This window comes from Alteromonas sp. NFXS44, from assembly GCF_040148705.1.
Classification (GTDB): Bacteria; Pseudomonadota; Gammaproteobacteria; order Enterobacterales; family Alteromonadaceae; genus Alteromonas.
In genome coordinates this window covers 357180-376062 of sequence record NZ_JAGDEA010000011.1, presented here as the reverse complement: position 1 = coordinate 376062, position 18883 = coordinate 357180, and the positions used below count along the sequence as shown (strand labels likewise).

The 18883-nt window shown below is 50.9% G+C and carries 15 protein-coding genes; all 15 read left to right on the top strand.

Translation table 11 applies throughout. The features are described 5' to 3' along the window. The first annotated feature begins 68 nt into the window (after positions 1–68). The 15 genes from J3369_RS15415 (at position 69) to J3369_RS15345 (ending at position 18875) form a co-directional block, all read left to right on the top strand. Positions 69–872 carry a putative porin gene (locus J3369_RS15415; RefSeq protein WP_349588452.1) on the top strand — a complete coding sequence of 268 codons (804 nt, stop codon included), beginning with the start codon at positions 69–71 and terminating at the stop codon, positions 870–872. Positions 873–1205: 333 nt separating this feature from the next. Beyond that, positions 1206–3935: a TonB-dependent receptor gene (locus J3369_RS15410; protein WP_349588450.1), complete on the top strand. Its 2730-nt coding sequence runs from the start codon at positions 1206–1208 to the stop codon at positions 3933–3935. 69 nt (positions 3936–4004) lie between these two features. Next, a complete protein-coding gene (locus J3369_RS15405) occupies positions 4005–4958 on the top strand; it encodes a pectinesterase family protein (RefSeq protein WP_349588448.1) in 954 nt (317 codons plus the stop codon). 330 nt (positions 4959–5288) lie between these two features. Further along, positions 5289–5747, top strand: a complete 459-nt coding sequence (gene mraZ, locus J3369_RS15400; protein ID WP_303572868.1) for a division/cell wall cluster transcriptional repressor MraZ — start codon at positions 5289–5291, stop codon at positions 5745–5747. After that, positions 5744–6682 (top strand): 16S rRNA (cytosine(1402)-N(4))-methyltransferase RsmH, encoded by a 939-nt coding sequence (gene rsmH, locus J3369_RS15395; protein WP_349588445.1) that lies wholly within the window; start codon positions 5744–5746, stop codon positions 6680–6682. Before mraZ ends, rsmH begins: the two co-directional genes overlap by 4 nt. Further along, complete coding sequence (ftsL, locus tag J3369_RS15390) at positions 6679–7020, top strand: cell division protein FtsL (protein WP_119502195.1); 342 nt, start codon at positions 6679–6681, stop codon at positions 7018–7020. The genes rsmH and ftsL overlap by 4 nt, the downstream gene beginning before the upstream one ends. Next, entirely contained in the window at positions 7017–8792 is a 1776-nt protein-coding gene (locus tag J3369_RS15385) for a peptidoglycan D,D-transpeptidase FtsI family protein (protein ID WP_349588443.1), read from the top strand. The genes ftsL and J3369_RS15385 overlap by 4 nt, the downstream gene beginning before the upstream one ends. Beyond that, positions 8782–10308, top strand: coding sequence for a UDP-N-acetylmuramoyl-L-alanyl-D-glutamate--2,6-diaminopimelate ligase (locus J3369_RS15380; RefSeq protein WP_349588440.1), 1527 nt, complete (start codon positions 8782–8784; stop codon positions 10306–10308). Before J3369_RS15385 ends, J3369_RS15380 begins: the two co-directional genes overlap by 11 nt. After that, complete coding sequence (locus J3369_RS15375; RefSeq protein WP_303572871.1) at positions 10308–11711, top strand: UDP-N-acetylmuramoyl-tripeptide--D-alanyl-D-alanine ligase; 1404 nt, start codon at positions 10308–10310, stop codon at positions 11709–11711. The genes J3369_RS15380 and J3369_RS15375 overlap by 1 nt, the downstream gene beginning before the upstream one ends. Beyond that, entirely contained in the window at positions 11705–12787 is a 1083-nt protein-coding gene (gene mraY / locus J3369_RS15370; RefSeq protein WP_119502191.1) for a phospho-N-acetylmuramoyl-pentapeptide-transferase, read from the top strand. Before J3369_RS15375 ends, mraY begins: the two co-directional genes overlap by 7 nt. Positions 12788–12790: 3 nt before the next feature. After that, a complete protein-coding gene (murD, locus tag J3369_RS15365) occupies positions 12791–14101 on the top strand; it encodes a UDP-N-acetylmuramoyl-L-alanine--D-glutamate ligase (RefSeq protein ID WP_349588437.1) in 1311 nt (436 codons plus the stop codon). Beyond that, complete coding sequence (gene ftsW / locus J3369_RS15360; protein WP_349588434.1) at positions 14098–15420, top strand: cell division protein FtsW; 1323 nt, start codon at positions 14098–14100, stop codon at positions 15418–15420. Before murD ends, ftsW begins: the two co-directional genes overlap by 4 nt. Then, the gene (gene murG / locus J3369_RS15355; RefSeq protein WP_349588432.1) at positions 15413–16486 is read left to right on the top strand and encodes an undecaprenyldiphospho-muramoylpentapeptide beta-N-acetylglucosaminyltransferase; all 1074 of its coding nucleotides are present in this window, start codon (positions 15413–15415) and stop codon (positions 16484–16486) included. The genes ftsW and murG overlap by 8 nt, the downstream gene beginning before the upstream one ends. Further along, on the top strand, positions 16486–17931 hold the full coding sequence (gene murC, locus J3369_RS15350; RefSeq protein WP_303572875.1) for a UDP-N-acetylmuramate--L-alanine ligase: 1446 nt from the start codon (positions 16486–16488) through the stop codon (positions 17929–17931). Before murG ends, murC begins: the two co-directional genes overlap by 1 nt. Then, the gene (locus tag J3369_RS15345; RefSeq protein ID WP_303572876.1) at positions 17931–18875 is read left to right on the top strand and encodes a D-alanine--D-alanine ligase; all 945 of its coding nucleotides are present in this window, start codon (positions 17931–17933) and stop codon (positions 18873–18875) included. The genes murC and J3369_RS15345 overlap by 1 nt, the downstream gene beginning before the upstream one ends. Positions 18876–18883: the final 8 nt, after the last annotated feature.

Below are 18883 nucleotides of genomic sequence, written 5' to 3'. Positions count from 1 at the left end.
ATCCGGCGTTCAGTTTTAATATCTATACTGGGCGTCGGAAATGAGGTAAACAACGATAAGGATTCGTCATGCAATTCAAATATTCTTCTTTATTCATCGCCACCCTGGCACTTCCGTTTTCCGCGATGGCTGCGCAAAATGAAATCTCAGCCGGTTATGCTGATACTAACCTGTATGGTGGCGATATCTTCGGTGTGCAGTATTCCCGTTATCTGGATAATATTGACACCCGTAGTGACCCCTTGCAGATAGCGCCTTATTTGCAACGTATTAATACTGTCAGAGCCGGATATGCAAATACAGATGCGTTCCATTTGTACAGTATTGGCGGTGATTATTACACCGGTGACTGGGTATTCGCGGCTGACTTAAATTATGATAAGTCACGTGGTTATTCTTCCGAAGTCAGCCAGCTGGTAACGCAAGCCGGTTACTTTATTAATGATAAATGGCAGGCGGGTGTGTCGCTGACATATGATCATGCTGAAGGCCGGGTCTTTGTGCCTGTCGACGTGAACGGCGTGATCCAGCTTCAGGGTGTGACGAACACCGAAACTGACTTTACCGGAGGGCTCTACACCCGTTATACAGATATTACTGACGGGGCAGGGTGGGATTTCGATCTGGCATGGTATATCGACAGCAATGATTTGATTGAAGCGGGTGCCCAGTACTTCTTCAGTCCGCAACTGAGCCTGGAACTGGATTATACCCACCGGGATTTAGGGTACAGGAGCTATGATTTCGCCGGTCTTTCAGTTAACTACTGGTTTAGCGATGCATTAGCTGTCAGCCTGGGAGCCGGGACAGATCTGTCTACCGGAGATTCCATCACCGATACTATAACGGCATCGGCCAGCTGGCGCTTCTGATCTATTAATAATTTTTTACCTGCTTAAACCGGGGCGTGTAGCGTCCCGGTTTTTTTGTTTAATCAGATGTAAATTTAAGTGCTATCGGTGGCAATTAAGTATCTATTGTTCAATTGATAATAAATACACCTTTAAGTAAATTTATAATAACTCCCGTTTTTCAGATTGTTAAAGAGTAATTTTTCAGAATTTTTGTGAAATAAATGCAAAATAATTAATGCCACCGGTAGCATTATGTGTTTCTTTGTTATATAAATGTGAAAAATCAGGGAGAGCATGGATGAGTAGTGGAATGCCGGACCCTGAACCTTGGTCAACCGGAAAGGACAACACATGAAAATACACCACACATTCCGACAAAACAGCATCTCCCGAAGCATTCTGATGGCCCTGAGCCTGACACCCATATCTTTACCTCTTGCTGCACAGGAGCAGACAGACGCTGATCAGGCAGATAAAGAAGTCGAAGTGATAGCAGTGAAAGGCTTCCGCGGCGCATTGATTAAGGCGCTGGATGCCAAACGTGACGCATCAAACGTGCGCGAATCCATTATGGCCGAGGATATCGGTAAGTTCCCTGATTTGAACGTTGCCGAAGCCATCCAGCGCGTACCCGGTGTCGCTATTTCCCGTGAAGGCGGAGAAGGGCGCAACATTACACTGAGGGGCTTCAGTCCCGGCTTCACCCGCACTACGCTGAATGGCATGGAAGTGCCGGCAGGCAGTGACGGACTCGACTCCGGCGGTGTGACTGTGAACAATAGTCGTGCTTTCGATTTTCACGTATTTGCCTCAGAGTTATTTAACCGGATAGATATACAAAAAACACAGACTGCATCCATAGAGGAAGGTGGGATTGCCGGTACGGTGGATATGTACTCTGCACGGCCCTTCGATTACCAGGGTTTTGCTTCGACAGTTTCAGTTAAAGGGGGCTATAACGACCTGACTGAAGAAGTGGATCCCAGAATGGCATTCCTTATCAGTAACACGTTTTTAGACGATACAGTGGGGGCACTTTTTTCTGTTGCCCTGTCAGATCGTACCATTCGTCAGGAAGGTTTCGGCAGTGTCCGCTGGCAGCCAACTTATCAGATTGGTGACGGCACCTGGGGCGATACGTCTCAACTGACAGAAATCAACGGCACACCTGAGAATTATTGCGGTGCCGAAGAGGCGATTTCCTGTTTGTGGGTACCCCGGTTGCCCCGCGCTGATTTTTTCGGCAACGATCAGAAGCGTCTTGGCGTAACCGGCTCATTCCAGTTCAAACCTTCAGACGACATGTTGTTTACCCTGGATATTCTGCATTCAGAGCTGGAAAACAACCGCCGTAATTATAACTCTATGGAGTGGTTTATTGATCGCGGCGCGCCGGGCAACTTTCAGGGTCAGACGCCGCTGTCTTTTACCGTCGACGACACCGGCCGTATTCTGGAAGCTGCCAGCTTCGATAACGTGACCTCCTGGTATGAGAGCCGTTATCAGGTTTCGGACTCGACATTTGATCAGGTTGTCTTGTCAGGGGATATTCAAATCAATGATTTTCTGTCTCTTGATATGATGACGGGTTACGCTAAAAACGACGCAGACAGGGAAGAGATCCGTTACTACTACCGTTCAGTCCCTCACTACTATGCGTATGATTACAGCAGCGGCGATGCAGCCACAGTGGATTATGGCGACTACGATACCACCGATCCGGATAATTTTGTTGATGCGGTAAATGCCGCTAACAGAAATCATAGAGTTAAGAAAACAAACTACACCACGAAAATTGATTTAACCTGGCTGGCAGATGAGTTTGATATCAAAACCGGTGTGGCGCTTAACAGCCGGGAAGTAGATTACCGTCAGGGTAACGGAGAATTTACCGCTTTCGACCCGTCTGATTATGCCACAGCATTTCCCTATGATGATTTCGGTGCCGGCCTGGACGGTGCGACTCTGGTTCCGTTTCTTGTCGCTGATTTTGACGCCCTGGAAGCTGATGGCATTCTCACCCATAACTACACACAGGATCTGGACGCCAGCTGGGTAGTAACAGAAGAAACCAAAGCCGTCTATGCAGAGCTGAACACCGACTTCGATCTGGGCAATATGCTGCTCAGAGCCAATGCGGGTGTTCGTTATGTGAATACAAAGGTGACATCAGAGGCGCTGGTCAGTGGCAGTCCGGTGAGTGTTGAACGGGATTACAATAATTTCCTGCCATCCATGAACCTGGCATTAGAAGTCACAGACGATATTGTCACCCGTCTTTCTTACGCCAGAAGCATGACACGCCCGAGCCTGGGCTCACTGAACATCGCTGCACCGAACTTTGGTTTTACAACCTTTACGGTGAGTAATCTGGGGAATCCGGGGTTGAATCCATACGAGTCTAACGATGTTGATCTGGCTTTTGAATGGTATTTCGACGAGGAAGCAGTATTTGCGGTAACGTTATTCAATAAGGACATCGTTACATCACTGGAAACCGAACAGGTGGAAAAACTGGTCGATGAAGAATTCTGGCCGGTTATTTATAACAATCCCCAATATCAGGCAACGGCGCCAATTGGTGATCCGGCAACGCAAATTTATACCCATAGCATTCCGGTTAATAATAATGACGGCTTTACCGTGAAAGGCTATGAGGTAATGTATCAGCAGCCTTTCACATTCCTGGACGGCTGGATGTCGAACTTCGGTGTGGTGGCAAACTACACGCGGGTGCTGGCAGAAGATTCCACAGGTCTGTCGCCTAATTCCTACAACTTTACTCTGTACTACGAAACCGATCAGTATGGCGCACGCTTCTCAATGAACAAGCGGGATGATTATCTGCTTAATGAGCCGGGCGGAAACGGGCATGCGCAGGAAATGAAGTATGGCCCGACTCATGTTGATGCTTCGGCCTTTTACAACATTAATGAGCAACTCACTGTCACGCTGGAAATTATTAACCTTACCGATGAGGTTGAACGGATTTACGGTACCGGTGACGGTGATATGGATCTGACCCGTGAATACAGCCACACAGGTTCACAGTATTTCTTAGGTGCACGTTATACCTTTTAACCGCCACCGGGACAGTGTTGAAAAGCAGGCAATCTGAGGTTGCCTGCTTTTGTTGTTAAAGGAGCTATCATGCGATTTATCAGTCTTATCTTATTTGTTATCAGCATTTCAGCGTCTGCACAGTCTTATGAAACGAGACTGACCGTTGCCGCTGACGGTTCCGGTGATTATACCTCCGTTCAGGATGCCATCTACGCTGCCAAAGCCTTTCCCTGGACAGACGTCACCGTGTTCATTAAGAACGGGGTTTATAAAGAGAAGGTCAACGTATTTGCCTGGAACACCCGCATTAAAATGGTAGGAGAAAGCAGGGAAGGCACGATTATCACTATGGATGACCATTTTGATAAACTGGCGAAAGGCAGAAACAGCACCTTTCATACCTACACAGTACGCGTGGCCGGCAACGATTTTACCGCTGCCAACCTGACTATCCGTAACACTGCCGGGCCGGTGGGGCAGGCCGTTGCTTTGCATGTAGAGGCTGACAGGGCGGCGTTTTATAATGTCAGTATTGAAGGCTACCAGGATACCCTTTATGTCGCCGGTGAGGGCCACAGGAGCTACTTTGAAAACAGTATGATAAGCGGCTCAGTGGATTTTATCTTTGGTGAAGGAACGGCATTATTCAGCGGTTGTGAGATACGCTCGCTGATAAGCAATACGTACGTGACCGCTGCGTCCACACCACAGGAACAGCCTTTCGGACTGGTGTTTGATAACAGCCACTTTACTGCACCTGACGGTGTTGAAAATGTGTATCTGGGACGGCCCTGGCGGCAGTTTGCGGCAACGACTGTGCTGAACAGTCAACTGGACGGGCATATTCATCCGGCCGGCTGGCACAACTGGGGGGATCCGACGAAGGAACAAACCAGCCGTTATGAAACCGGCGGGAATACGGGAGAGGGCGCTGCCGGCTCAGACAGAGTGGACTGGCAACACTCACTCAGTGAACAGCAACGTCAATCCTACAATAAAGCCACCGTATTACGGGGCTGGTCGCCGGAAAAACCGATCTAAATCCTGCCTTTTGATCGCTTTCAAGCCCCCGTCCTGCGGGGCTTTTTTCGTTGCAGGTAATTTTTTTAAAAAACTTTTCACGTATCCATTCTGATTCTTTTTTAATCTTTTCATGGGCTTTACATAAACAACTGTATATAAAAACAGGCTGTAGCCCAGTGTTTACGTGGGTTTTAGCCGTGTTTTTCCTTGACAGTGGGGAAAGTAGAGACCAAACTGTCTAGCAAGTGGGTAAATGTGGCGAATTGTGGATCGAGTCATCAACGAATTGCAGATTGGTACTCAGAAAACAAGAACAACAAGAGCACAAAAATATAAAAGGCTAGGGGAATGTTCCGCGGCGCTAATGCAATCAATCTGGATCCCAAAGGTAGACTGGCTATACCAACAAAATACCGCCAGTCACTTCTGGATGATTGTAACGGACAACTGGTCTGCACAATCGATACACAGCAAAGCTGTTTGCTACTTTACCCACTTCCCGAATGGGAGGAGATCGAACTCAAACTGAGTAAGTTCTCCAGTATGGTTCCGGCTGAACGCCGGATGCAGCGGCTGCTACTTGGTTATGCCACCGAAGGTGACATGGACAAGAGCGGCCGTTTTCTCTTATCCGCGCCTTTGCGCCAACACGCCAATCTCTCCAAAGAAGTCATGCTCGTCGGACAGCTTAACAAATTTGAAATATGGGATGCTGATATTTGGGCTAAACAAATTGATGCAGACATGGAAACCGAGCGTGATGGTGCATTTGAGCTTACTGACCGCCTGCAGGAATTTTCACTATGAGCAACACCCCATTCAGTCATGTTTCGGTGTTGCTTAATGAATGTATTGACGCACTGGCGATTAAACCGGACGGCATTTATATTGATGCCACATTCGGTCGCGGCGGACATTCCGGCAAAATCCTCGAAAACCTTGGTGCTGAAGGCCGCCTGATCGCGTTTGACCGTGATCCTCAAGCGATTGAAGCTGCACAGCGTTTTGCAGATGACAAACGCTTTACCATTGTTCATGAACCCTTTGGCGAGATGGCCCGTGTTATCAGCGAAATGTCTCTGACGGGCAAGATCGACGGTGTGCTGATGGATCTCGGTGTCTCTTCTCCGCAGCTCGATGATGCTGAGCGTGGTTTCAGCTTTATGAAAGATGGTCCGCTGGATATGCGCATGGACACCAGCCGTGGCCAGAGTGCTGCCCAGTGGCTGGCAGAAGCTGATGAGCAGGATATCACCCAGGTAATAAAAGAATTCGGCGAAGAGAAGTTTGGTAAACGTATCGCCCATGCCATCGTGGAAACCCGTCAAACAACGCCTCTCACACGTACCGCTCAACTGGCTGAGCTTATTGATAAAGCGGTGCCGGTAAAAGACAAATTCAAGCATCCTGCTACACGCGCTTTCCAAGGGATCCGTATTTACATTAATGCGGAGCTGGAACAACTGCGGGTGGGGTTAAAAGCGGCTGTGGATGTACTGGCGAAAGATGGCCGTCTGGCTGTGATTTCTTTCCATTCTCTGGAAGATCGTCTGGTTAAACGTTTCATTAAAGATCAGAGTCGCGGCAAAGTTGTACCGGCTAACTTACCGGTAACACAAGCTGAGATTGATGCCGACAAAGTTCTCAGGGCGTTGAGCAAGGCGATTAAGCCGACCAAAGAGGAGATAGCACAGAATGTGCGCTCCCGGAGTTCTGTATTACGGGTGGCCGAAAAACTATGACGGACCGGCAGAATTCACGGACGACGTCTCCGACAAACTTCAGTTTAATACTGATTCTGGTCTCAGATTTGACCCGCAACAAGTTGCGGGTTTTGTTGTATTTAATGGTTGTAACCAGTGCCATGGCTGTGGTGCTCGGCAGTCACCTGAACCGTCAGCAAAATATCGCCATGGAAACACTCATGCAGCAGAAAGATGATCTCGATGTGGAGTGGCGAAATTTAGTGCTGGAACAACGGGCACTGACAGAACACAACCGCATTGAAAACGAAGTGGAAAAGCAATTAGATATGTACCGGCCAACCGCTGATCAGGAAGTGGTGGTAAGACTGAAATGAACATATTTGCACTCCCCGCCAAAAAAGTGAAACGTGGTGCCAGACAGAATGTGACCCCGTCCCCGGTGCAATGGCGCTTTGTACTGGTCATTGCCATCGTTATGCTGGTGTTCGCCGGGCTGGGCGTCCGCGCCGCCTACATTCAGGTCATTGCTCCGGATAACCTGATTGCGCAGGGCGATAACCGTACCATGCGTACCAAAGATATGCCGGCATACCGCGGTATCATTACCGATCGCAATGGCGTAGAACTGGCTGTCAGTGTGCCGGTGCGTGCTATTTATGCCGACCCGAAAATTATCCACGAACAGGGCGGACTGGAGCAGTTTGAACGCTGGGAAGCGCTGGCCGATGTGCTGGGCCGCGATGTAGAGGACTTACGCAGCAAAGTACAAAATCCCAAACGCCGGTTTGTTTATCTGCAACGTCAGGTGTCTCCGGCCATGGCGGATTATGTTGCCAAACTGGATATCCCCGGTATTTATCTGCGCCGTGAAAGCCGTCGTTATTATCCTAATGGCGAAGTGACAGCGCAGCTGATTGGTATCACCGATGTGGACGACTCCGGTTTGGAAGGTCTGGAACGGCTTTATGATGACTGGTTAACCGGTACACCGGGCTCAAAGGTTATCCGCCGTGATGCCAAGGGCCGCCAGGTGGAAATTCTGAAATCCACTGACGGAGAGGAAGCGGGGAATCTGAAGCTGACAATCGATCAGCGGATTCAGGCACTGGCCTACCGCGAAATCAAAGAAGCGATGCTTTATTACCAGGCTGCTTCTGCTTCCGCTATTGTGCTCGATGCCCACACCGGTGATGTGCTGGCCATGGTCAATGCCCCTTCTTTTAACCCCAACGATCGCAGCGATGTGTCTCCGCACCGGATGCGTAACCGTGTGCTGACCGATGCCTTTGAACCCGGTTCATCGCTGAAGCCGCTGGCAGTGCTGTCAGCGCTGGAATTCGGCAGTGTAAAAGTGGGTGATATTGTAAATACCAACCCGGGCTGGATGCGTCTGGGCGGCAGTCTGGTAAAAGATGCCCGTAACTACGGCAAACTCACCTTAGAAGAAATTATTCAGCATTCGTCAAATATGGGGACCTCCCGTCTGGCACTGGGTGTACCGAAACCATTTTTGCTCGATACCTATTACAACATGGGATTGATGAGTGATACCGGTACCAACATGCCGGGTGAAAGTAACGGTCTTTTCCATGAGCGCAGCCGTTGGTCTGATTTTGAACTGGCGACCTTATCCTTCGGTTACGGTATATCTGTAACTACCGCACAGCTTGCGCGGATGTATGCCACTCTGGCTAACGGCGGTGTCAGCATGCCACTGAATATTGTTAAGCAGCCTCAGTCTACCGGATACAAACCGGAACCTCAGCGTGTGGTGTCCGAAAAGAATGCCCGTGCCGTGCTCGAAATGATGGAGAGCGTTGTGCAGCGTGGCGGTACAGCCACGAAAGCCGCAGTGCCCGGTTATCGTGTGGGCGGGAAAACCGGTACCAGCCGTAAAGCCGTCGCCGGTGGTTATGGCGATGAGTATGTGAATATTTTCGCCGGTGTAGCCCCTTTATCTGACCCGCAAATCGTCACGGTTGTACTGATCAATGAACCCGGTGGCGATCTCTACCATGCCGGTGATACGGCGGCGCCGGTGTTTTCTGAAATTATGGGCGGTGCCTTGCAACTGCTGAATATTGCCCCGGACGACAAACAGGTCACGTCTACGAAGTGGCTGAACGGAGGGCGCAATGGTAGTTAATGCATTTGAACAAAGTTTAAGCGTGTTGCTGGCAAAGTTTGGTATTACAGCGCCGGATGTCCGCATTCAGGGGCTGACGCTGGATAGCCGTCGGGTTACCCCGAAACTGGCCTTCGTGGCAGTAAAAGGACATAGCATGGATGGCCGGGAATTTATTCCGCAGGCTATCAGTCTCGGTGCCAAAGCCATTCTTGCGCAAACCGAAAAAGTGCGGGAGCACGGCCGCATGGAAATGCGTGGCACTACGATTATTGTTCATCTGTATGAATTAACAGACATCCTGTCATCACTGGCCGGGGCGTTTTACGACTATCCCGCCACTAAAATGCAATCTGTTGCTGTCACCGGTACCAACGGAAAAACCTCAGTCGTGCAAATGTTATCCCAACTCACTACCGCCGGCGGAACACGCTGTGCAGCAGTAGGGACGCTGGGTGCAGGCCTGTTTCAGGGTGCAGATACAGAGTGGGAACCCACACCTGCCGGTAATACCACCCCTGACGCTATCCGCATGCAGTATTTATTGGCAGAGTTTGTGCAACAAAACGCGCGGCAAGTGGCATTTGAAGCGTCTTCTCATGCCCTGGTGCAGGGAAGGCTCAGTCAGATCAAAACGGATATTGTGGTGTTTACCAACCTGTCGAGAGACCATCTTGACTATCACGGCACCATGGAAGATTACGGTGCGGCCAAGCGTCTGGCCATGCAATTGCCGGGCGTCAGCACGGTAGTATTGAATGCCGATGATCCTGAAAGCGACCGCTGGCATACCAACAAGCCCTCCGGTGTTACCACTGTGTGGTACGGCATGTCGGAATTGGCAGCGCAAAAGTCAGAAGATCGCCATTGTTTGGCCACAAATGTGAAATATCATCCGGACGGGTGTCAGTTCAGACTGGTATCAAGCTGGGGAAGCCGGGATATTCAGGTGCCGCTTCTGGGAGCGTTCAACGTGCACAACCTGCTGGCTGTGATTTCAGTGATGCTGGTGCAGGGGCTTCGTTTTGAAGAAGTGGTGGCGTTGTTACCAAAGGTTTCTCCGGTAGCCGGAAGAATGGAAGTATTTCCTTTTACCGCGCATGCGAATGTCATTGTGGACTATGCCCATACTCCGGATGCGCTGGAAAAGGCGTTACAAAGCACAAGAGCGCATACTCCGGGGGATGTGTGGTGTGTTTTCGGATGTGGCGGCGACCGTGATAAAGGCAAGCGTCCTCTTATGGGACAGGCCGCTGAGGCTGTAGCCGATCATCTTGTCATCACTACCGATAACAGCCGTTCAGAAGCGCCGGAAGATATCGCCCGTGATATCCGTGAAGGACTAACACAGCCACAACGTGCGGTGGATGAGCCGGACAGAGAAAAGGCCATTCGCCACTGCCTGGAAAAGGCAGCACCGGAGGATTTGATCCTCGTAGCGGGTAAAGGCCATGAAGATTATCAGATCATCGGTGAGCAAAAGAAAAATTATAACGAGCGGGCCGTGGTAGCGCGGCTGCAAAGGGAGTACAGCTAATGATTCTGACCACGCTGTCCTGGATTGCCGGCAAAGTGAAAGGCACCCTTACAGGGGAAGACCGGGACGTAAACGGGGTAAGTACAGATACTCGTACGCTGAAAGAAGGTGATGTGTACATTGCCTTAAGCGGCGAGAATTTTAATGGTCACCGTTTTATTGCTTCGGCAGAGCAGGCCGGTGCCAGTGCAATAATAGCCAGCGAAGCGGTGAATACTGTTTTGCCTGTCATTCAGGTTGAAGACACGAAGCTTGCTCTGGGCTTACTGGGTGCTGCGGTAAAAGCGCAGGTAGCGCCAAAAACTATCGCCGTGACAGGCAGCAGCGGCAAAACCACCGTAAAAGAGATGACTGCGGCAATTCTGGCGCGCCGCGGCAATGTGCTGGCAACAGCAGGTAACTTCAATAACGACATCGGTGTGCCGCTGACATTATTACGTCTGGAAGAAGGCCATGATTACGCGGTAATGGAACTGGGTGCTAATCACCTGGGGGAAATTGCGTACACCACCGAACTGGTGAAGCCGGATGTGGCGACTATCGTTAATGCAGCCGCTTCTCATCTGGAAGGATTTGGCAGTCTGTTAGGTGTTGCCCGTGCAAAAAGCGAAATTTTTAAAGGGCTGAACGAACAGGGTGTGGCTATCGTCAATGCTGACAGTCAGTTTGCAGAGTTCTGGTTGGGCAAACTGAAGTATAACAACGTACTTACTTTCTCACCCCAACAACAAAATCAGTCGGATTTTACAGCAGAAGACATCACCGTCGGACTCGACGGCTGCGCTGAATTCAACATGGTCACCCCACAGGGGCAAACCGGTATCCAATTACGCATCCCCGGTATTCATAACGTGGGTAACGCACTCGTAGCGGCCGCGCTGGCCATGCAGGTGGGAGCGACCCTGGAAGACGTACGTACCGGACTGCTGAACATGGCGCAGGTGAAAGGGCGTCTTAATGTAAAAGCGTTGTCTGACCATTTCCGGTTGCTGGATGATACTTATAACGCCAATGTGGCGTCGGTGAATGCCGCTATTGATACGCTGTCCACGTTCTCCGGTTTACGGGTTCTGATCCTGGGTGACATGGCGGAGCTGGGTGAAAAAGCCCGCTTTTATCATGAGCAGGTAGGTGAGTATGCTCAGGAAAAGGGCATTGATTACCTCTTTACACTGGGTGTACTGAGCCAGAGCGCCAGTGCTGTCTATGGTAAGCAGGGATTTCATTTCACCAGTGTAGAAGCGCTGATGGAAACATTGAGCAGTGTGCTGATGGCCGATCAGCGGGATATCTCCGTGCTGGTTAAAGGTTCGCGCAGCTCGCGGATGGAACGGGTAGTGGAGGCCATTGAGGTATCCCGCCTGGGAAAGTTTGAACGCCGTCGGGAGCGCATCGCATGTTGATATGGCTGGCCGACTGGCTTAAACAATTTGAACCGGGATTCTTCGTATTTTCCTATCTGACGCTCAGGGCAATTTTAAGTACCCTGACGGCACTGGTGATTGCGATTGTTATCGGACCGAAAATGATTCGCTGGTTGCAGCGTCTGCAAATCGGTCAGACCGTACGTGACGACGGCCCGCAAAGTCACCTTTCAAAAGCGGGCACGCCGACGATGGGCGGACTGCTTATCTTATCGGCGATTGTGGTCAGCGTATTGTTATGGGCAGATTTAACCAACCGTTATGTGCTGGTAACTCTGGCCGTGGTGATCGGCTACGGCATCATCGGCTTTGTTGATGATTACCGCAAAGTGGTGCGTAAAGACTCCAGAGGGTTAATTGCCCGCTGGAAATACTTCTGGCAGTCAGTCATTGCACTGGGTGTGGCGTTCTATCTGTACAGCAGTGCAAACCTCGCCGCTGAAACGTCTTTGCTGGTGCCTTTTTTCAAAGAAGTCATGCCGCAACTGGGTCTGTTTTATCTGGTGGTCGTGTATTTTGCACTTGTAGGTACATCGAATGCTGTCAACCTGACGGACGGGCTGGACGGACTGGCTATTGTCCCCACCATACTGGTTGCCGGGGCGCTCTCCATTTTTGCCTACGTCACCGGTAATGTGAACTTTGCGACTTATCTGAATATCCCTCACATTCCGCTGACCAGCGAACTGGTTATTGTGTGTACCGCCATAGTGGGCGCCGGACTGGGCTTTTTATGGTTTAACACTTATCCGGCTCAGGTATTTATGGGCGATGTGGGTTCACTGGCTCTCGGCGGCACGCTGGGTATTCTGGCTGTATTGGTACGCCAGGAAATCGTGCTCATCATCATGGGCGGTGTCTTTGTGATGGAGACCGTATCGGTGATCCTGCAGGTCGGCTCATTTAAGTTACGTGGAAAACGTATCTTCCGCATGGCACCCATCCACCATCATTTCGAACTCAAAGGCTGGCCGGAACCCCGCGTGATTGTGCGGTTCTGGATCATTTCTCTGATTCTGGTGCTGGTGGGACTGGCTACACTGAAGCTGCGCTGATTTATGAACGAATTGCTGGCATCACAACATGTTGTCGTGGCTGGTCTGGGAATGACCGGTCAGTCTGTTGTGCGCTTTTTAACAGAAACCGGTGCGTCGGTGAAAGTCTGGGATACCAGACCGGACGCCAGAGTACCTGACAATATCACTGTTCCTGTCACCGCCGGTGAAGTGCCGCCGGGATACTGGGAGAATGTCGATACCCTCGTGCTCAGTCCGGGGATTTCGCCGTCCCATCCGTCGGTGAAAAGTGCTGCGCTGTCCGGTGTGGAAGTCATTGGTGATATCGAGCTGTTTGCACGATTGTCGCGCACGCCGGCTTTCGGCATCACCGGTTCAAACGGAAAAACCACTGTAACGCTTCTGCTTACACATATTCTTAATCAGGCCGGACTGAAGGCCTGTGCTGCCGGCAATGTTGGCCGTCCGGTACTGGACACCATTGGTGAAGGATTTGATTATATGGTGCTGGAGTTGTCCAGCTTCCAGCTTGAAACCACATCATCTTTAAATTTACTCGCCGCCACGATTCTGAACGTGAGTGATGACCACCTTGACCGGCATGGCACCATGGCAGCATATGCAAACGCTAAGCAGCGTATTTTTGCGCATTGTCAGCATGCTGTTATCTGGCAGGGACATCCGGAAACCATTCCTCAGTCTCACGTTGCTGAAACGACACTCTATCAGGCCAGCGAGAGTAAAACCGGCTTCGGCTTTGTCAATCAGGTGATTACCTGGCAGGGCAAAGCTGTTTTGCCTATGAGTGAAGTAAAGCTGGTAGGTACACACAACGTGCTGAATATTCAGGCCGCACTGGCAATGGCGCTTGTTGCCGGCGTGAGTATTGAAACCGCCTGCAACGGAGTAAAGACCTTTGAACCAGCCCCTCACCGCTGTGTGGAAATCGCCAATACGCAAGGCGTGCGCTGGATTGATGACTCTAAAGCGACAAATGCCGGCGCCACGCTGGCGGCTCTGGAAGGACTGGGCCGGGATAAAACCGGAAAACTGATTTTAATTGCCGGCGGAGATGGCAAAGGGGCTGATTTGTCCGTACTCAGGGAGCCCCTGCTGCAGTATGTGGATTTGGTGCTTACCATCGGAAAAGATGGCAGACAAATCAGCGACCTGATCCCTGGGGGACATTATTTACCCGATTTACCTTCTGCGGTTCAACTGGCAGCCCAACAAGCTGAGCCCGGCGATATGGTGCTGTTGTCTCCGGCCTGTGCCAGTATCGATATGTTTGATAATTATGCTCACCGGGCACGGGTTTTTGCTGAAGCGGTTCACGGAGTATCCGGTAAATGAGTACAGCAGCGTCTGAGCAAACAGGCACAAAATTATCTGAGATTTTTTCTCAGCGTCACGGTGCGGCAAAGTCTGCGTCACCCTATGATGCCGGTCTGATTCTGGTGGCACTGGCGCTGGCAACACTGGGGCTGGTGATAGTGACCTCCGCTTCCATGCCCGTGGCTGACCGTTTGTACGGTAATCCCTTTTATTTTTCTATCCGTCACGGCATCTATCTTCTTGTCGCCATTTTGTCTGCCGGTGTAGTGCTGCAGGTGCCCATGAGTTTCTGGCGTGTGATCAATCCCTGGTTATTGCTGGCAGCCATTGTGATGTTGCTGGCGGTACTGGTGATGGGGCGTTCTATTAACGGTAGTACCCGCTGGATTGTAATAGGGCCGCTGACCTTACAACCGGCGGAACCTGCCAAACTGTTCTTCTTTACTTATCTGGCCGGTTATCTGGTGCGCCGTTATGAAGAGGTGACAGAAAACATTAAAGGCTTTATTAAGCCGCTGGTGGTGTTCTTTGTACTCGCCTGCTTACTGCTGCTGCAGCCGGATTTCGGTACTGCGGTGGTAATGTTCACCACCACAATGGGACTGCTATTTCTGGTGGGCGCAAGGCTCTGGCAGTTCTTTGCCATCGTGTTTGTTGGCTTACTGGCCATCGTGTTCCTGATCGTGTTTGAAGAATACCGCATGCGGCGGGTCACGTCTTTCCTTGATCCCTGGGCCGATCCCTTTGGCAGCGGTTATCAGCTTACTCAGTCGTTAATGGCCTATGGCCGGGGCAGCTGGTTCGGACAGGGGCTGGGCAACAGCTATCAGAAGCTGGAGTTTCTGACTCAGGCTCACTCCGATTTTATCATGGCAATACTGGCCGAAGAGCTGGGCTTCACCGGTGTGCTGATTGTGCTGGGACTCATTCTTTTCCTCGTTGTCCGTGCCCTGAAAATTGGCAATCACGCGCTGGCTAAGCAACGGCCTTTCGAAGGATATCTGGCTTACAGCATCGGGATCTGGCTGAGCTTCCAGACCGCCGTAAACGTAGGTGCCAGTGCCGGCATTTTGCCCACGAAAGGGTTAACACTGCCGCTTATCAGTTATGGCGGTACCAGCCTGATTGTGATGATGGTGTCGGTGGCCATGTTGCTGCGGATAGATTTTGAATTGCGGGTCGACGGTGTTCAGGCTATCGGCCGGAAAGATAAACGTAAGAAGAAGCCGGCTCCGGTTTCCTCTGCTGCTGAAGACGGTGAACAACCGGAACAAAAGAGTAAAGAAGATATCAGAGCCATGTTAGAAGAAGTAGAAAAGGGGGCGTTGAATGACTAAGCGCTGTCTTATCATGGCTGGCGGTACCGGCGGACACGTGTTTCCCGGACTTGCCGTTGCACATGCGCTGAAAGCAGATGGCTGGGATGTACACTGGCTGGGCACCGCAGAACGGATGGAAGCGCAGGTTGTGCCTGAAAACGGATTCCCCATCCATTTTATCCACGTGAAAGGGTTACGGGGTAAAGGATTATCAGCCAGAGCCAGCGGATTTATGGCGCTGATGAAAGGCATGGCAGAAGCCGGGAAGCTCATTTCCTCACTCAAGCCTGATGTGGTCATCGGCTTTGGTGGTTATGCCAGCGGACCGGGTGGTGTTGCTGCGTGGTTACGGGGAATTCCCTTAATTGTGCATGAGCAGAATGCAGCCGCAGGTATGACGAACCGTATGCTGGGTAAACTGGCAAAGCGCATTTTACTGGGCTTCGATAATGCCAGAGGCGGGTTTGGCAGTGCAGCAAGCAAATGCATGACGGTGGGTAATCCGGTGCGCCGGGATATTGTGGCCATCGCGCCGAAAAAAGAAACCCATTCGCCGTTGCGTATGCTGGTGATTGGTGGCAGCCTGGGCGCTAGAGCGCTCAATGAGGCTGTGCCTGCTGTATGCAAGAATCTCTATGGGTTAACTATCCGTCACCAGGCCGGTAAAGGTAATGCAGAAGCAGTTCGAAGTGCTTATTCCAGTGGCAGTGTGGATGTGCAGGTCAGTGAATTTATTAAAGATATGGCGGCAGCCTATGACTGGGCTGACTTTATCGTTTGCCGCGCCGGCGCACTGACTGTAGCTGAAGTGGCAGCGGCGGGTTTACCGGCGGTGTTTGTGCCACTGCCTCATGCTGTTGATGATCATCAGACAAAGAATGCCCTGTCTCTGGTAGAGACCGGTGCTGCGGTGTTATTACCGCAAACAGAATTACAAAGCGGGTTGGGCAAAGTGCTGGAAAACTGGCTGCGCCATCCCCAATCCTGCCTGGCGGCTGGCAGAAAAGCCCGTCAGGCAGCAATAACCAATGCAACACAGCGGGTCGCAGAACAGTGTGTCCTGCTGACAGGAGACAAAGCGTAATGGTAGGTGAAAAACCATTCCAAAACCCGCAGATGCGTAAAGTGAAGCGCATTTTCTTCATCGGTATCGGTGGCGCGGGCATGGGCGGCATTGCAGAAGTACTACTGAACGAAGGCTATGATATCGCCGGCTCAGATATACAGGCCGGTGCGATGACGGCACGGCTAGAAGAGCTGGGTGCTGAAATCTTTATTGGCCATCATGAAGACAACGTTACAGCGTCTGATGTGGTGGTCGTCTCCAGCGCGATCAACGAGTCAAATCCGGAAATCCGCTATGCCCGTGAACACCGCATTCCTATTATCCGCCGGGCTGAAATGCTGGCTGAACTTATGCGCTTCCGTCATGGTATTGCCATTGCGGGTACCCATGGAAAAACTACCACGACCAGCCTGATTTCCACTATTTTTGCCGAAGCCGGCTGGGATCCCACATTTGTTATCGGTGGTCTGCTTAACAGTGCGGGCACAAACGCACGTTTGGGTAAGAGCCGCTACCTGATTGCTGAAGCAGACGAAAGCGATGCGTCGTTTCTGCATCTTCAGCCTATGGTGTCCGTGGTGACCAATATTGAGCCGGACCACATGGGTACCTATGAAGGTGATTTCAACAAAATGAAAGACACCTATCTGGAGTTTCTGCATAACCTGCCATTCTACGGACAGGCCATTTTGTGTGGTGATGATGAAGTGATCCGTTCTCTGCGGCCGAAAATTGGCCGCAACATCCTTACTTACGGTATTGAGCCAGGTAACGATGTGCGCGCAGAAAATATTGAACTCAGGTTTGGTCAGGCGCAATTTGACGTGATCCGTCCTGATAAGCCAGTACTGAATGTCACGCTGAATCTCACCGGCATGCATAATGTTCTCAATGCCCTTGCTGCCATTGCTGTCGCCACAGACGAAGGGGTCGGTGACGACGCTATCGTGACGGCGCTGAAATCCTTTGGCGGTATCGGACGCCGGTTTGAAGTACTGGGCGAGTTTACGACCAGCAAAGGTGATGTGTGTCTGGTTGATGATTACGGCCATCATCCGACTGAAGTCAGGGCAACCATCGCTGCGGCCCGCACTAACTGGCCGGATAAGCGGCTGGTCATGGTGTATCAGCCACACCGGTACACACGTACCCGTGACTTATATGAAGATTTTGTTGAAGTGCTCTCACAAGTGGATGTGCTGTTATTGCTGGATGTGTATGCAGCCAGTGAACAGCCCATTGAAGGTGCTGACAGTAAAGCACTCTGCCGGTCCATCCGTTTAAGAGGCCAGGTGGAACCTGTTTACGTGGGTGAACCGGATTCTCTGGCAGAGATTCTTGCCAGTGTGATGCAGGAAAACGACGTGATCATGACTCAGGGAGCCGGTAATATCGGCCAGATTGCTAAAAAACTGGCAAAATCTGAATTAGAACCAAAAAAATTTCAACGTGAGTGGCAGTGATGGCTGAACAGGTAAATCCACAACAATTTGGTCGTGTAGCAGTAATGTTTGGTGGTGATTCTGCTGAGCGTGCAGTATCGCTGAACTCGGGTAAAGCGGTACTGAATGCCCTGTTAAGGCAGGGCATTGATGCTTTTGCTTTTGACCCTGCTGAACGTCAACTTACTGAATTAGTTGATGAAAAAGCTGACCGTGTGTTGATCATGTTGCACGGGCGTGGTGGCGAAGACGGTGCGATGCAGGGCGCATTACAGCACCTGAAAATCCCCTATACCGGCAGTGGCGTGCTGGGTTCTGCACTGGCGATGGATAAGATCCATACCAAACAAATCTGGCAATGTCTTGGTTTATCTACCGCAAAATATCAAATTGCTGACAAAAGTGACTTTGAAGCTGGATCATGCGGGGCTATAATGATGGAATTGGGGAATGAAGTCATGGTCAAACCAGCCCGCGAAGGTTCCAGTATCGGGATGGCGAGAGTGACAAGCGCTAAACAACTAGAAACTGCCGTTCAGGACGCCTTTCAATATGATAATCAGGTCCTGTTAGAGCAGTACATCGATGGCCCCGAGTTCACTGTCTCTGTTTTGCAGGGCAGGGCATTGCCGTCGATCCGCATGTCTACCCCCCATACATTTTACGATTACGCGGCCAAGTATCAGGACGATACAACCGTGTATCAATGCCCCGGTGGTTTGTCGGAAGACAAAGAAGCTGAACTGGCAGCATTGTCGCTTCGTGCGTTCAATGCATTGTCTTGCAGCGGCTGGGGCCGCATTGACGTAATGCAGGCTGCTGATGGCACGTTCTACTTGCTTGAAGCGAATACCGTACCCGGCATGACTGAAAAAAGTCTGGTGCCGAAAGCGGCGAAAGTGGCTGGTTTGAGTTTTGATGAACTGACGCTGGAAATTCTGGCGACCAGTCTCTCATCAGACTAAACGGAGCT